Source organism: Actinoplanes sp. KI2, from assembly GCF_025630775.1.
Lineage (GTDB): Bacteria > Actinomycetota > Actinomycetes > Mycobacteriales > Micromonosporaceae > Actinoplanes.
Map to the genome: position 1 here is coordinate 58619 of NZ_JAOSZE010000015.1, position 14298 is coordinate 72916.

The following is a 14298-nucleotide window of genomic DNA, read 5'->3' on the forward strand; positions in this document are numbered from 1 at the left end:
ATTTGTCATGGGCGCCGGGCCCCCGCCTCAGGAACTGCTCAGGTCGGGAAACGCCCGGTCGATGAGGCGCTCGTGCGGCGATTCGAGTTGGACGATCACACGGCGGACTACTGGGCCCGCCAGATCCGCATTGCCTCGACCCTCGCCGCGCTGGTCACGGCCATCGGCGGCCTGCGGATAGCCATGAGCTGGCCCGCGTCGAGCCGGTGGTGGCTGATCCCGGTCACGCTGGTGGTCGTCTCCCAGGCGGCGGCGCTCAGACTGCCGTGGAACCGGCTGGTCCGCAACGACATTTTCCGCCGCCGGGTGTTGTTCTGGCGGTTCGCCCAGCTGCCCGTCCTGCTGCTGTTCGGGGTCGGTGACCCGCTCGGCGCGATGCTCTACCTGCCGGCCGCGGTCCTGCTGCTGATCACGGCCTCGTCGCTCTGGCCGCCGCGGATCGTCGCCGTGTTCGGCGCGGTCGCCGGCGTCGGGTACGCCGTCGTGCTGCCCCTGCAGGGCAACCTCGGCCCGGCCGCGACCTGCGTGATCATCGTGATGTACGCGTGCGTGGTCGTCATCACCACGCTCAACGCGCAGAGCCGCACCCGTCTCGACGAGCGCCGTCGCGTCGTCGAACAGCGCTCCGAGACCCTGCTCGAGGCGTCGGCCGACGCCGTGCTCGCGCTCGGCCGCGACGGCGAGCTCAAGTACGTCAGCCCGTCGATCCGCGACCTGCTCGGCTTCGACCCGGCCGCCCTCATCGGCCGCCCGCTGTCCGACGTGATGCTGCCCGACCGGGCCGCCGAGGTGCACGACTTCCTGCACGGCATGCTGGCCCTGCCGATGGGGCGCAGCGAGCGGAACGTGACCAAGCTGCGCGACGTCAACGGCGAGTGGGTCTACGTCGACGTGATCGGCACGAACTGGATCAACGACCCCGACCTCCAGGCGGTCGTGGTGAGCCTCCGCGACATCAGCGAGCGGCGTGAGCTCGAGCGGAAGCTGAAGCGGCAGGCCTACACCGACTCGCTGACCGGGCTGCCGAACCGGGCGATGTTCCGCAACCGGCTGAAGGAGGCCGTCGCGGCCCACGACGACCTGCCCGCCACCGTGCTGCTGCTCGACCTGGACGACTTCAAGCTGGTCAACGACAACCTCGGGCACAGCGCCGGTGACGAGCTGCTCACCACGATCGCCGACCGGCTGCGCGCCCAGGTGCGCCCCGGCGACGTGCTGGCCCGCCTCGGCGGCGACGAGTTCGCGATCCTGATCCGGGATCTCGACCCGGCCGACGCGTCCAGCCTCGCCGAGCGCCTGCTCGAGGCCGCCTACGAGCCGGTCCGGCTGGCCAGCCGCGACATCACCTGCTCGCTGAGCATCGGTATCGCCACCTCCGTCTGCGAGCCGGGCGTCTCCGGCCTGGTCTGCGCCGACCAGCTGCTGGGCAACGCCGACCTGGCGATGTACGCGGCGAAGCGGGCCGGCCGCAACACGTACGCCGTCTTCGACCCGACCATGACCATCTCGGTCCTCGAGGAGGCCCAGCAGCGCGCCGACCTCGAGCACGCGCTGGAGCACGAGGAGTTCCGCGTGCACTACCAGCCGGTGGTCGACATGCACACCCAGCGGCTCACCGCGGTCGAGGCGCTGGTGCGCTGGCAGCATCCGCGCGACGGGTTGCTCGGCCCGTACCACTTCATCGCCGGCGCCGAGGCGAACGGCCTGATCGTCCCGCTCGGCCGCTGGGTGCTGCGGGAGGCCTGCGCGCAGCTGGCGCGCTGGCGCGCCGAGTCGCCGGACGCCGCCGAGATCAAGGTCAACGTCAACCTCTCGGCCCGCCAGTTCCAGTACGCCGGCCTGGTCGACGACGTGGCCGCGGCGCTCGCCGACGCGGGCCTGGACCCGGCCTCGCTCACCCTGGAGATCACCGAGTCGATGCTGATGGTCGACATCGAGGCGGCCAAGGAGACCCTGCACGCGCTGCGCCGCCTCGGCGTACGGCTGGCGATCGACGACTTCGGCACCGGCTACTCGTCGCTGAGCTACCTCAAGCAGCTCCCGGTCGACGTCATCAAGATTGACAAGACCTTCGTCGACGAGGTGGACGTCGACGAGGACGACGTGGCGCTGGTGGACGCGGTGGCCGGCCTGAGTCAGGCGCTGAAGATGCAGACCGTGGCCGAGGGCATCGAGACCAACGCGCAGTGGGAGACGCTGCGCCGGATCGGCATCAATCAGGGCCAGGGCTACCTCTTCAGCAAGCCGATCGAGCCGGACGCCATCCTCGCGTTGCTGGCGGCCGATCATCTGGCGGACCGGCAGCACGCGTAGGAATCCGCTCGTTCGGGTTCCTCGGCACCGGGCGGCCGCGGGGCAAGGTGGTGGGGACAGTAGCCTCGGCTTGAACCGAACCCGGGTGCTCGCCGTGTACCTGGAGGCAGGTCCTCACAGCGGTTAGGAACCCCGAGTTGTCCCAGATCAAGCCCCACCTGCGCCGTGTCGGCGGCGCGGTGGTCACCACGCTCGCCGTGCTCCTCGTCTTTGTTTCCCTGGTCATGCCCGACCAGATCACGAGGCTCGCGCCCGGCAACTTCTGGCTGAACGCCCTGGTCCGCATCCCGATCGAGGCAATTGTCGCGATCGCCGTGCTGCTCGCCCTGCCGGAGCGCGGCCGGCGGATCCTGGCCACGATCCTCGGTTTCACGCTGGGCCTGCTGACCATCGTGAAGATCGTCGACATCGGCTTCTTCGCGGTGCTCGCCCGAGAGTTCGACCCGGTCCTCGACTGGGTGTTGTTCAGCGACGGCTACCACTTCCTGGAGGACTCGATCGGCAAGGCCGGCGCGTTCGGCGTCGCCGTCGCCGCGGTCCTGCTGGCCGCGTCGCTGCTGACGTTCACCACCTTGGCCGTACGCCGGGTGACGCGTCTGCTGGCCGCGCACGCCCGCCCGACCCGGCACGCGGTCTTCGCCTTCGCCAGCGCCTGGGTGATCCTCGCCGTGCTCGGCGTGCAGATCGTGGGTGGCATCCCGGTCGCCGCGCAGGCCGCCGCCGACCTGGCCCACGACACCGCCCTGAAGGTGCCGCAGGACATCGCCGACCAGAAGGCGTTCGAGCGCGAGGTCCAGGTCGACGCGTTCCGCGCCCTCCCGGACGACCAGCTGCTCACCGCGCTGCGCGGCAAGGACGTGGTGATCGGCTTCGTGGAGAGCTACGGCCGCTCGGCCGTGGAGAACCCCGAGTTCGACGGCAAGGTGCTCGCCCAGCTCAAGGCCGACGACGCCAAGCTGGCCTCGAAGGGCTTCGCCGCCCGCACCGGCTTCCTCACCTCGTCCACCGCCGGCGGCGGCAGCTGGCTGGCCCACTCCACGTTCCTGTCCGGCCTGTGGATCGACAACCAGCAGCGTTACCGCAGCCTGGTCAACTCGGACCGCTTGACGCTGACCAAAGCCTTCAAACGGGCGGGCTACCGCACGGTCGGCGTCGAGCCCGGCGTCACGTACGCGTGGCCGGAGGGCCAGTTCTACGGCTACGACCAGGTCTACGACGTCCACTCGCTGGACTACCACGGCCCGATGCTGAGCTGGTCGACGATGCCGGACCAGTACGCCGTCCGCCAGTTCGCGAACTTCGAGTACGGCAAGCCCCACCGCGGCCCCCTGCTCGGCGAGATCACCCTGACCTCCAGCCACACCCCCTGGGCCCCCCTCCCGGTCACCCTCCCCTGGGACCAACTGGGCGACGGCTCGGTCTACGGCCCGATCATCAAGTCGGCCGAGGGCGCCGGCAGCGTCTGGAAGGACAACCACAAGGTCCGCCAGGCCTACGCCACGTCCATCGCCTACTCGGTAGACACCCTGATCTCGTACGTGCAGAACTACGCCGACGACAACCTGGTCCTGATCTTCTTGGGCGACCACCAGCCGGCCTCGGTAGTAGTAGGCCAGAACGCGAGCAAGGACGTCCCCATCTCCATCGTCGCCAAGGACCCAAAGGTCTTCGACCGCATAGCAAGCTGGGGTTGGACGGATGGTCTCACCCCCGCCCCGAACGCCCCGGTCTGGCCGATGAACCAATTCCGCGACAAGTTCCTGACAGCCTTCAGCCCCGAGGGCGAGGCACACTAGATATCGCTCAGGGCGGTCGCTTTCCGAGCCCACAAAAATGCGCGATCGCAGGCAGCCGGGGCCGACCGAAGAATGGCGCCAACAATTGCGGCGCCCCGCCATGAAACTGCGTCGTCGCGAATAGCCTTCTCCCGATTGCGCCCGTTTCCACGCGAGGTGCCCTCGTCGGCGCGACCGCAGTCGGTGGTGCGGCCGCGGCCTCGGAGACTGCGGCTGCGACCTCGGCGACGGTCTCGGTGACGGCTGCGGCCCCGGCGGCGTCGGCGACAGTGATGACCCCGAGGTCTCGGCGGCCTCGGCGACGGTGACTGCCCCGGTGGCCTCGGTGGTCTCGGCCGCGGCGGTCTCCGCAACTGCCGCCTCGGCAGCTGCCGCGCTGGTGGCTGCCGCGCTGATGGCTGCCGCGCTGATGGCTGCCGCGCTGATGGCTGCCGCGGCGGTGGCTGTGGCCTCGACGGCTGCTGCACTGGTGCCTGCGGCCTCGACGGCTGCTGCACTGGTGCCTGCGGCCTCGATGGCTGCTGCAACGCTGACTGTGGTCTCGCTGACTGTGGTCTCGGTGACTGTGGCCTCGGCGGCGGCACGCTCGCGGCGCAGGCGCCACAGTTTCATGCCATGGCGTTGCGCGAGACCCCAGTCGCGGTGGCGGGCATGCTCTCGACGGAACTCCTCAGCCGCCGGAGAATAACGGCGCGACTTTGTGCGGTCGCGCATTCCGGCTAATTGCGCCTTGGTGAAGAACTCCAGCTGTCGCACCTCAAAATTATCGCACCCCCAAGAACGCACCGGTAAGCCCGAACATTCGTTCGATCATGCCAATCTTCGCCAGCCGCTATTAGATCATGGAGAAACTCCGGAATTGATTATCGAAATGTCTATCGCAACCGGCGGCACCCACAGCGAGCATGCAGCGGACCGGGCCATGGCGAGCAGCTTGACCACCGATTGCCGCGACGGGCCGCACAGACCGCAACCGGACGGCGACCGGGCAAAGCGCCCAACCCGAAAAGTAGGCTACCCGGATGTTCCGAATCGATCTCGGCGACGGCGCCACGCTCCGCCCGCTGGAGCCTTGGCAGGCGGAAGAGTTCCTGACCCACATGAACCGCGCCCGCGCCACCGTAGACCCGTGGATCCCCTGGGCGGCCCGCAGCTTCGACCTGGACAGCGCCCGCACCACCCTCCAGCGCTACGCCGACCTGCAGGCCCGAGACGCCGGCCGGATCTACGGCATCTGGCAGGCGGAAACGCCGGCGGAAACGCCTGCTGACGCGCCGGCGGCGACGCTGGCCGACACACCGGCGGCGGCGCCGGTGGACACCCTCGTAGGCGGCTGCATGTTCGTCTCCTTCGACGCCGACTCGGGCGTGGCCGAGGTCGGCTGCTGGCTGGAACCGGCCGCGACCGGTCGTGGCCTGGTCACCGCCGCGTGCCGGCAGCTGATCGACTGGGCGTTCCGGGTGCGTGGCCTGCATCGGGTCGAATGGCACTGCAGCACCGACAACACCGCCAGCTCGAACGTGGCCCGCCGGCTCGGCCTGAAGCTGGAGGCCACGCTGCGGGAGAACTACCCGTGGAAGGGCGTCCGGCACGACACCGAGATCTGGGCCGTTTTGGCACCCGACTGGCCCGGGGAAGCATCTCGCGGATCGCGGTAACATCCCAGCATGTCGCAGACACCCCCATAGGCAGGGCTCGCGTTCGACCGCCGAGTCCCTGTCCGTCTGCGCATTCTCAGGAGCCTTGCCATGCCCCGCCCCGTCGCGGCGGGGAGTTATCGTGCCGTCCTATCGCTGCCGCATGCGCTGCGCACGTTCGTGCCCGCGCTTGGCGGCCGGCTCGCGTACGGTCTTCTCCCGCTCGCCACCTTGTTCACCGTCCAGCAGGCCACCGGCTCGTATGCTGCCGCCGGCCTGTCCCTCGCCCTGTTCGGCCTCGCGTCGATTTTCCTACCCGCCAAGGCTCGCCTGGCTGACGCCCACGGCCCCGGCCGGGTGCTGCCGTGGCTGGCCCTGACCTGCTCACTCGCGCTGGTCGGCGCAGCCGTGACCCGGTGGCCGGTCCCGTTCGTCGCGCTGGCCGGCCTGGCCGCGCCGCCACTGGGTCCGGCCATGCGGTCGGCCTGGCGGTCTCTCACCGCGGGCACATCATTCAAGGAGCGGGCGTACGCACTGGACGCCATCGCCGAGGAGACGCTCTACCTGGTCGGCCCCCTGCTGGCCGGTCTGCTGATCGCCGTGGCGCCCGCCCGCTGGTGCCTGCTCGCCACCGCCGCGCTGCTGCTCACCGGCACGATCGGCATGGTGCTGTCCGCTCCCGGCAGCAGGTCCGATGCGGTCACCCGGACGAGGCTTCTCGACCCGGGACCGCTGCGGTCGCGTGGCCTGCTCGGCGTTCTGGCCGTTCTGCTCGTTGTCGGCGCCGGCACCAGCGTCGCCTACACCGGGTTGGCCGCCGTCGCCCAGTCCCAGGGCCGCCCCGGCGCGGCCGGACTGCTCGAGGCCGCGGTCGGCGCGGGCAGCGTCCTCGGCGGCCTCCTCTGGTCCTGCCGGCACCATTCTCGCAGCAGATCTCAGCACTTCGCGGGCCTCCTCGTCCTGCTGGCCGCGGGCCTCCTGGCCGCTTCGGCCGCTTCGGCCGCCTTGACTGGTTCGGCTGATTGGGCTGGTTCAGATGATTCGGCCGGTTTGGCCGGTTTGACCGGTTTGGCCGGTTTGGCCGGTTGGGCTGGTTGGGCTGGTTCGGCCGGACCCAGCCTCCTGGCCCTGGGTCTCATCATGGGCGTTGCCGGCCTGGCGATCGCCCCGCTCTACGTGGTTGCCTACCTGGCCGCCGACGACCTTGCCCCGCCCGGTCGGCAAACCGAGGCCGGCACCTGGGTCAACGTCTCCTCCAACGCCGGCAACGCCCTCGGCGCCGCGACCGCCGGCCTCGTCATCGACCATCTTGGCCCATCGGCGGCTTTCCTGATCGCCGGCGCGACCCTTGCTGCGGTCGCGTTGGCCGTGTTCGCCGAGGGGAGGCCGAACGCTGGCTAGTGTCGTCCGGTGCCTACCGACATCGCCGACGGCAACGCCGAGGAACCGACGCTGACCCACCGCCGTGAGGGCGGCTACGACATTCCGCTGCTGGTCTGGCGCCTCCCCGCGCCGGTTCGGGCGATCTCGTCGGCCGTCGTGGGCGGCGGCTTGGGGGAGTGCCGGTGGGTGATCAACGCCAGCGTGCCGATGTCCTACGACCGGAACGACCCCGCCGCACACCTGGACGAGCTCGCCCGGGACCTGGGCCTGACCGGCCCCGGCGTGGGCCTGCTCACCGGCGTGGACGTCGCCGACGTGGTCCCCGAATCGGACGCCGGCATCCGCCTCTGGGCAACGGTCGGCCTGGGCGCTCCGATCCAGGCCTACGACCCCACCCTGCCGACGCTGGGCACCGCGGCGCCAGGCACGACGCCGGGCACCGCGACGCCAGGCACCGCGACGCCGGGCACCGCGACGCCGGGCACCGCGACGCCGGGCACCGCGACGCCGGGCATGACGCCGGGCACCGTCGAGGCCCCGCCGAAGCCGGGCACCGTCAACGTGGTGGCCTGGATACCGCAGCGCCTAAGCGACTCCGCCCTGGTCAACGCCGTAGCCACCGTCACCGAGGCGAAGACCCAGGCGATCCGCGACCTGGGCCTCTCCGCCACCGGCACCGCCACGGACGCCGTCTGCATTCTTTGCCCGCCCGGCGGCGACGCGGCCGAGTATGGCGGCCCGCGTTCCCGCTGGGGCGAGCCGCTGGCCCGGGCCGCCTACCGCGCCGTCCTGACCGGCGGCCGGGTCAACCTGACCGGCCCACAATCCTGGTCCGAGCGATCGGGCGGGTGACGCAGAGTCTGGTAACTGCGGCGGACCGAGCGTGCCTGCGCTGGGACACAGCCTCAGCGGGCTGGCCGGCGAGGCTAGCTGAGAGCGACGGCCGGCGAGGCTAGCTGAGAGCGACGGCCGGCGACTCCAGTTGAGCAGCACGATGGCCGGCGAGGCCAGCTGAGCAGCACGACGGCCGGCGAGGCCAGCTGAGCAGCACGACGGCCGGCGAGGCCAGCTGAGCAGCACGACGGCCGGCGAGGCCAGCTGAGCAGCACGACGGCCGCCGGCGAGGCTAGCTGAGCAGCACGACGGCCGTCTCCCTGCCCCGCCGCTCGGCGAAGGCGTCGAGATCGCCGTACCCCGAGTAGTCGTGCAAGGCGGTCCACAGCCGGTCGCGCTCGGCGCCGGTCGCCTGGGCGGCGGTCACCGGGCGGCTCGTGCCGCCGGCCAGGTCGACCGTCGCCTCGGGGCGGGATCGCAGGTTGAGCCACCAGGCCGGGTCGGCCGGGTCCCAGCCGTTCATGGCGAGGGTGACCAGGCGGTCGCCGTCCTCGATGTAGCAGAGCACGACGGCGCGCGGCTCGCCCGAGCGCCGGCCGGTCGTGGTGAGCCGCAGGATGCCGCAGCGGCCGGGGGCGGGTGGGCGCAGCCCGCGGTCGTTGGTGGCGCGTAGCACCAGCTTGTGGGTCCGCCAGGCGCTGCGGACGAACCATCTCGGCGGAAGGTAGGGCGACATCGGATCCTCCTACAGTGTAGACCTACACCGTAGAGTAAGCCCTACGGTGTAGGGGAACAAGTAGGATCCGGGATGTGCCAAGACGTGCTTCCGACACCTCCGCGACCCGCGCGAGCACGCGCCTGAGCCGGGAGGGGATCGTCGCGGCGGCCATCGAGCTGGCCGACCGGGACGGGCTGGCCGCGACGAGCATGCGCCGGCTGGCCCAGCACCTGGGCGTCGACGCGATGTCGATCTACTACCACGTACGCGACAAGGACGCGCTGCTGGCGGCGATGGCCGATGCCGTAGTGGCACAAATATCCTATGAAGAAATAAAAGACTATAAATGGCATGAGCAGCTAAAAGGGCTGATCATGGCGGCGCGGCAGACCATGCTGAGCCACCCCTGGGCGGCCCGGGTTCTGGAGGGCCGCGATCAGCCGACCCCGGCCGTGCTGCTGCACCTGGAACGGGTGCTCGCCATCATGCGGGCCGGCGGCTGTAGCGTCGACCTCGGCCACCACGCTATCCACCTGCTCGGCAGCCGCATCCTCGGCTTCAGCCAGGACCTCTTCGACGATGACCCGGATGCCGCCCCGCCGCCCGAGGCCATGGCCGCCTGGGCCGAAACGATGCCGCACATCGTCGAACTGGCCACCGCCGTCACCCACGACGGCGCGCTGGGCGGCTGCGACGACGACGGCGAGTTCGCCTTCGCCCTCGATCTGCTGCTGGAGGGCCTGGAGCGGCGACGGGTCAGCGGTAGCTGAGCTCGCCCGCCTCGATCCGGGCCGGCACCCGGTTCTCCGGTGGGGCGAGGGGGCAGAGCCACGCGTCGTCGTACGCGCAAGAGGGGTTGTAAAGGTAGTTGAAGTCGAGCCGGACCCGGTCGCCCGGCAGCACCTCGAGACCGCGGCTGTGGGTGCCCTTCACGGTGTCGGTCAGGTAGCGCCCGCCGCCGTAGGTGTCGTGCCCGCAGGTGCCGTCGCGCACCGGCAGGAACAAACCGCCGCCGTACGCCGAAATCCACCAGAGCGACAGCTCGCCGAGCGGCGTCTCCAGCACCCCGGCCCGCCGGTAGTGCACGATCCCGTCCGGCCCGCCGGTGTCGATGTCGATCTCACCCGGCGAAGGCCGGACGGTCGCCTCGACGATCGCCGCCGGGTTCGGCTCGAAGTACCTGAGGCCGGTGAACGAAGCGGCCGGGATCGGCGACTGCGGATGGGTGGCGAACAGCTCGTCCCGCCGCCGGCGAAAGTCTTCGAGACCGGTCGCCTCCAGGTACATCCGGGCCACCGCGGCGCGATAGTCGGTCAGCTCGAGTGCCTCCCGGACCGTGAAGAGTGTCTCCATGACCGTGAACCTATCCGTCAGGCCGGGTAGGCGGCCGTCTCCGTGGCCTTCACCGTGGCCCACACCGCACGTCCGGGGGCGAGGTCGAGCTGCACCGCGGCCGCCGGCGTGACGTCCGCCGCCACCGGGATCGGCCCGGCCAGCTCGATCCGCAGCGCGTCGCCGTGCCGGGCCATGGCGGTCACCGTGGCCGGCCAGGTGTTGCGGGGGCTGCCCTCGGGCCGGGCGGAGAACAGCGACACCGCGGACGGCGGGAAGGCGACGAACGCGTCCCCCGCCAGCGGCTCGGCGGTGACCAGCGTGAACCCGTCGGGCAGCCGCACCGAGGTGCCCGAGGCGTGCCCGCGGTACAGGTTGAGCCCGACCAGCCGGGCCACGTAGTCGGTGCGTGGCTGGGCGGTGATCGTGGCGGCGTCGCCGGACTGCACGATCGCGCCGTCCTCCACGATGACCAGCCGGTCGGCGAGCATCAGCGCATCCAGCGGATCGTGCGTGACCAGCACCGTCGCGCCCGGGAACGACGCGAGGTGGCCGCGCAACTGGGCCCGGGTCTCCAGCCGGGTGCGCGCGTCGAGGGCGGCGAGCGGCTCGTCCAGCAGCAGCAGCTTGGGCTCGGCGGCGAGGGCGCGGGCGAGGGCGACCCGCTGCGCCTGGCCCCCGGACAGCTGACGAGGCTTCTTGCGTACGTGCTCGGCCAGGTCCACCCGCAGCAGCCAGTCCCGCGCGGCCGCCCGTGCCGCCCGCCGCGGCACCCGGCGGCAGCGCGGTCCGAAGGCGACGTTGTCCAGCGCGCTGAGGTGCGGGAACAGCAGGTAGTCCTGGAACACGACGCCGATCCGGCGCCGCTCGGGCGGTTCGTCGTCCAGGCGCGCGCCGTCCAGCGTGACGTGCCCGTCGTCCAGCCCGGTGAGCCCGGCCAGCGCCCGCAGCGCCGTGGTTTTTCCCGCGCCGTTCGGCCCGAGCAGCGCCACCACCTCGCCCGCCGCCACCGCCAGCTCGATGTCCAGTGTGAACCCCGCGCGCCGCACCACGAGCCGAGCATCAAGCGTCATGCTGTGCCTTCCTTTGGCATGCCTTCTGGCCCTCGCCTTCGGCCTGGGCGGGCAACTCGCGGCAGTGCCGCTCGGTGCAGGCGGTCATGCCGCCACCCATTTGTCGCGCAGCGCCGCGAGGATGCCGACCGACACGACCAGCAGCAGGAGACTGAGCACGATGGCCGAGTCGAGGTCCTGTTCGAGGGCCAAATAAACTGCTAAAGGCATGGTTTGGGTACGCCCGGGGAAGTTACCGGCGAAGGTGATCGTCGCGCCGAACTCGCCGAGCGCCCGCGCCCAGCAGAGCACCGCCCCGGCCGCGACCCCCGGCGCGATCAACGGCAGGGTGACCCGCCGGAACGCCGTCCACCGGCCCGCGCCGAGCGTCGCCGCGGCCTCCTCGTAGCGGGCGTCCGCCCCGCGCAGCGCCCCCTCCACGCTGATCACCAGGAACGGCATCGCCACGAACGCCTCGGCCACCACCACGCCGGCGGTGGTGAACGGCAGGCTGATCCCGAACGTCGAGTCGAGCCAGCTGCCGACCAGGCCGCGCCGGCCGAAGACCAGCAGCAGCGCCACGCCGCCGACCACCGGCGGCAGCACCAGCGGCACGGTCACCAGCGCACGCACCAGGCGGCGGCCGGGGAACTCGGCGCGGGCCAGCACCCAGGCCAGCGGCACCCCGAGGACCAGACTGACCGCGGTGGCCAGCGAGGCGGTCAGCAGCGACAGCCGGAGCGCGGCGAGGATGCCCGGCTCCGCCAGCCGGGACGGCAGGGTGGACCAGGGCGCCCGCCAGAGCAGCCCGAACAGGGGAAGGACCAGGAACGCCAGCCCCGCGACCGCGGGGATCGCGAGGGCCGGCGGAACCTTCGTACGCTGCTTGCTCAGGGCTTCTGGAACCCTGCGTCGGTGAGCACCTTCATCGCGGGCTCGGTCTGCACGTACGCGACGAACGCGGCGGCCGCCGCCGGGCTGCCGGAGCTCTTCAGCGTCACGATCGGATACGCGTTGATCGCCTCGGACGACTCGGGGAACTCGACGGCGTCGATGTCCGACGAGGACGCCTTGGCGTCGGTGCGGTAGACCAGCGCCGCGTCCACCTCGCCGAGCTTCACCTTGGACAGGGCCGCCTTGACGTCCTGCTCCTCGGTCACCGGGGTGATCTTCACGCCGGCCGCGTCCATCGCCTTGTGTGCGGCCGCGCCGCAGGGCACCTCCTTGGCGCAGAGCGCCACCTTGATCTTCGGGTTCTCGAGGTCCGTCAGCCCCTTGATCCCCTTCGGATTGCCCTTCGGCACCGCGATCACGAGCTGATTCTTCACGAACGTGACCGGGGTACCGGACGCGTCCCCGGCGTCGGTCACCGTCTTCATGGTGGCCGGGCTGGCCGAGGCGAACACGTCGGCGGGCGCGCCCGAGGTGATCTGCTGAGCCAGGCCGGAGCTTCCCCCGTACGAGAAAGTGACCTTGACGCCGGGGTTGGCGGCCTCGAAGTCCTTGCCGATCTGGTTGAAGCTCTCGGTCAGCGACGCCGCGGCCAGGACGGTGAGGTTGCCTTTGACGGGCGCGAACCCGGCGGGGCCGGCGCTCGCGGGGGATGTGGTGGACGACGTGTCAGGGGAGTTGCCGCCGCAGGCGGCAAGCGTGGCGGTCAGCGCCAGCACGGCCAATATTCTCTTCACTTGTCATCTCCTCGCTCCACGACCACCGTGGTCGACTTGATCACGGCGACCGCCGTCGAACCGACCTCCAGCGCGAGCTCGTCGACCGCCTCGCGGCTCATCAGCGAGACCACCCGGAACGGGCCGGCCTGGATGTCGACCTGGGCCATCACCGCATCGCGGGTGATCGCGGTGATGATGCCGGGCAGCCGGTTGCGAGCCGACGAGCGGCGTGCCCCCGGATCGGGGTCGTCGCCCAGCGAGCGGGCGAACCCGGCCAGATCGACGCCCGCGATCGTGCGATGCCCATGGTCGTCCCGGTCGGCGGTCAGCCGGCCCGAGTCGACCCAGCGGCGCACGGTGTCCACGCTGACGCCGAGCAACTCGGCCGCCTCGCCGATGCGGTAGGTCGTCACGAGATCACCATAGGGCCGCACATGCGAGGGGATACAGGCCCGAATGGCCGCAGATGCGCAACCGTTGCGCAGCTCACTCCCGCGGCGGCATGCTGGACGGCGTGCCGGAACGGATGCGCGAGGTCACCGCCTTTCTCGCCGAGGTGCTCGCCCCGCGGGCCCCGCTCACCGTGATCGTCGACGGCGGGGATCACGGGGCCGCCGCGGCGTTCGCGGCCCGGCTCGCGGCCGCGTTTCCGCCCTCGGCGCGAGCGTGGACGGTCGACGCGGTGCTCGGGCTGAGCGGCCCGGCCGGCGGGCGGATCGACTCGGCGCTCAACGCGCTGGAGCCGGCCGCCGACCGAGTGATCGTCTACCTGCGCAGCGGCCCGCCCGGCCGCCGGGGCGAGGGCGAGCGCCGGGCCCAGGTGGTGATCGACCACTACGATCCGGAGTGGCCGGTGATCCGCCACGTGCATCCGCGGCTGGCCGACCCCGAGCGGTGGTATCTGACCGAGAGCCGGGCCTTCTTCGGCGTCCGGGCGGCCGGCTGGGACGCGAAGTTCGGCGACGACCTGCCCGCGTACGCGAGAGCCGTGGAAACCGCCGGGCCGAGCCTGGGCGATCTGGCCATCGACGTGGGCTGCGGCACCGGCCGGGCGCTGCCGGCCCTGGCCGCCGCGGTCGGCCCGGCCGGCCGGGTGCTGGGCTTCGACCTGACCCCGGCGATGCTCGACGCGGCCCGCGCCGCCGGCCGGCACGGCTGCGCCGGCCTGGTGCTGGCCGACGCGCGCCGGCTGCCCCTCCCGGACGCGGTGGCGGGTGTGGTCTTCGCCGCCGGCCTGGTGCACCACCTGCCGAACCCCGCGGCCGGCCTGACGGAGCTGGCCCGGGTGACCCGTCCCGGCGGCCGCCTGATGATCTTCCACCCCTCGGGCCGGGCGGCGCTGGCCGCCCGGCACGGCCACACGCTGCGCCCGGACGAGCCGCTGAACGAGGACAATCTCGGCGCCCAGCTCGCCGCGACGGGCTGGCGGCTGGTGCGCTACGAGGACCCGGAGGATCACTTCCTCGCCCTCGCCGTCCGCTGCTGAGGCCGCCCGGCCCCGTTCGGCGATCGCGCTGACAGGCCTATCCCACGCTCCTAGTCTGGAAGGAAATGTCCGGTCCG

13 protein-coding genes are annotated in these 14298 nt (G+C 71.5%); 7 read left to right on the forward strand and 6 right to left on the reverse strand.

Annotated features, from left to right (window positions below; genetic code table 11):
* Positions 1–72 precede the first annotated feature (72 nt).
* The 5 genes from ODJ79_RS17350 to ODJ79_RS17370 all read left to right on the forward strand — a co-directional run bounded on the left by ODJ79_RS17350 (position 73) and on the right by ODJ79_RS17370 (position 7981).
* Positions 73–2313, forward strand: coding sequence for a putative bifunctional diguanylate cyclase/phosphodiesterase (locus ODJ79_RS17350; protein ID WP_263024507.1), 2241 nt, complete (start codon positions 73–75; stop codon positions 2311–2313).
* A gap of 137 nt (positions 2314–2450) precedes the next feature.
* Entirely contained in the window at positions 2451–4109 is a 1659-nt protein-coding gene (locus ODJ79_RS17355) for a sulfatase-like hydrolase/transferase (RefSeq protein ID WP_263024508.1), read from the forward strand.
* A gap of 1022 nt (positions 4110–5131) precedes the next feature.
* Positions 5132–5767: a GNAT family N-acetyltransferase gene (locus ODJ79_RS17360; RefSeq protein ID WP_263024509.1), complete on the forward strand. Its 636-nt coding sequence runs from the start codon at positions 5132–5134 to the stop codon at positions 5765–5767.
* A gap of 90 nt (positions 5768–5857) precedes the next feature.
* Positions 5858–7147, forward strand: coding sequence for an MFS transporter (locus ODJ79_RS17365; RefSeq protein WP_263024510.1), 1290 nt, complete (start codon positions 5858–5860; stop codon positions 7145–7147).
* Between the two features lie 9 nt (positions 7148–7156).
* Positions 7157–7981, forward strand: coding sequence for an adenosylcobinamide amidohydrolase (locus ODJ79_RS17370; RefSeq protein ID WP_263024511.1), 825 nt, complete (start codon positions 7157–7159; stop codon positions 7979–7981).
* Between the two features lie 274 nt (positions 7982–8255).
* Here ODJ79_RS17370 and ODJ79_RS17375 read toward each other — a convergent pair whose 3' ends face one another.
* Entirely contained in the window at positions 8256–8699 is a 444-nt protein-coding gene (locus tag ODJ79_RS17375; RefSeq protein WP_263024512.1) for a nitroreductase/quinone reductase family protein, read from the reverse strand.
* 74 nt (positions 8700–8773) lie between these two features.
* Between ODJ79_RS17375 and ODJ79_RS17380 the strand changes: the two genes are divergently transcribed.
* Complete coding sequence (locus ODJ79_RS17380; RefSeq protein WP_263024513.1) at positions 8774–9451, forward strand: TetR/AcrR family transcriptional regulator; 678 nt, start codon at positions 8774–8776, stop codon at positions 9449–9451.
* Here the strand turns inward: ODJ79_RS17380 and ODJ79_RS17385 are convergent.
* From ODJ79_RS17385 to ODJ79_RS17405, 5 genes are all read right to left on the reverse strand, one after another.
* On the reverse strand, positions 9438–10034 hold the full coding sequence (locus ODJ79_RS17385) for a DUF1684 domain-containing protein (protein WP_263024514.1): 597 nt from the start codon (positions 10032–10034) through the stop codon (positions 9438–9440). The two genes, ODJ79_RS17380 and ODJ79_RS17385, sit on opposite strands and share 14 nt — an antisense overlap.
* A 17-nt stretch (positions 10035–10051) precedes the next feature.
* On the reverse strand, positions 10052–11086 hold the full coding sequence (locus ODJ79_RS17390; protein ID WP_263024515.1) for an ABC transporter ATP-binding protein: 1035 nt from the start codon (positions 11084–11086) through the stop codon (positions 10052–10054).
* Between the two features lie 84 nt (positions 11087–11170).
* A complete protein-coding gene (locus ODJ79_RS17395) occupies positions 11171–11959 on the reverse strand; it encodes an ABC transporter permease (RefSeq protein ID WP_263024634.1) in 789 nt (262 codons plus the stop codon).
* Positions 11956–12753, reverse strand: coding sequence for a molybdate ABC transporter substrate-binding protein (modA, locus tag ODJ79_RS17400; RefSeq protein WP_263024516.1), 798 nt, complete (start codon positions 12751–12753; stop codon positions 11956–11958). The genes ODJ79_RS17395 and modA overlap by 4 nt, the downstream gene beginning before the upstream one ends.
* Positions 12750–13148, reverse strand: a complete 399-nt coding sequence (locus ODJ79_RS17405; protein WP_263024517.1) for a molybdopterin-binding protein — start codon at positions 13146–13148, stop codon at positions 12750–12752. Before ODJ79_RS17405 ends, modA begins: the two co-directional genes overlap by 4 nt.
* Positions 13149–13249: 101 nt before the next feature.
* On the opposite strand from ODJ79_RS17405, the gene ODJ79_RS17410 reads away from it, so the two are divergent.
* Positions 13250–14221, forward strand: a complete 972-nt coding sequence (locus tag ODJ79_RS17410) for a methyltransferase domain-containing protein (protein WP_263024518.1) — start codon at positions 13250–13252, stop codon at positions 14219–14221.
* Positions 14222–14298 lie beyond the last annotated feature (77 nt).

Bases quoted from the DNA above. Each gene is read 5' to 3' on its own strand.
- ODJ79_RS17360 (WP_263024509.1), top strand. From the start codon at position 5,132: ATGTTCCGAATCGATCTCGGCGACGGCGCCACGCTCCGCCCGCTGGAG.
- ODJ79_RS17365 (WP_263024510.1), top strand. From the start codon at position 5,858: ATGCCCCGCCCCGTCGCGGCGGGGAGTTATCGTGCCGTCCTATCGCTG.
- ODJ79_RS17375 (WP_263024512.1), bottom strand. From the start codon at position 8,699: ATGTCGCCCTACCTTCCGCCGAGATGGTTCGTCCGCAGCGCCTGGCGG.
- ODJ79_RS17385 (WP_263024514.1), bottom strand. From the start codon at position 10,034: ATGGAGACACTCTTCACGGTCCGGGAGGCACTCGAGCTGACCGACTAT.
- ODJ79_RS17390 (WP_263024515.1), bottom strand. From the start codon at position 11,086: ATGACGCTTGATGCTCGGCTCGTGGTGCGGCGCGCGGGGTTCACACTG.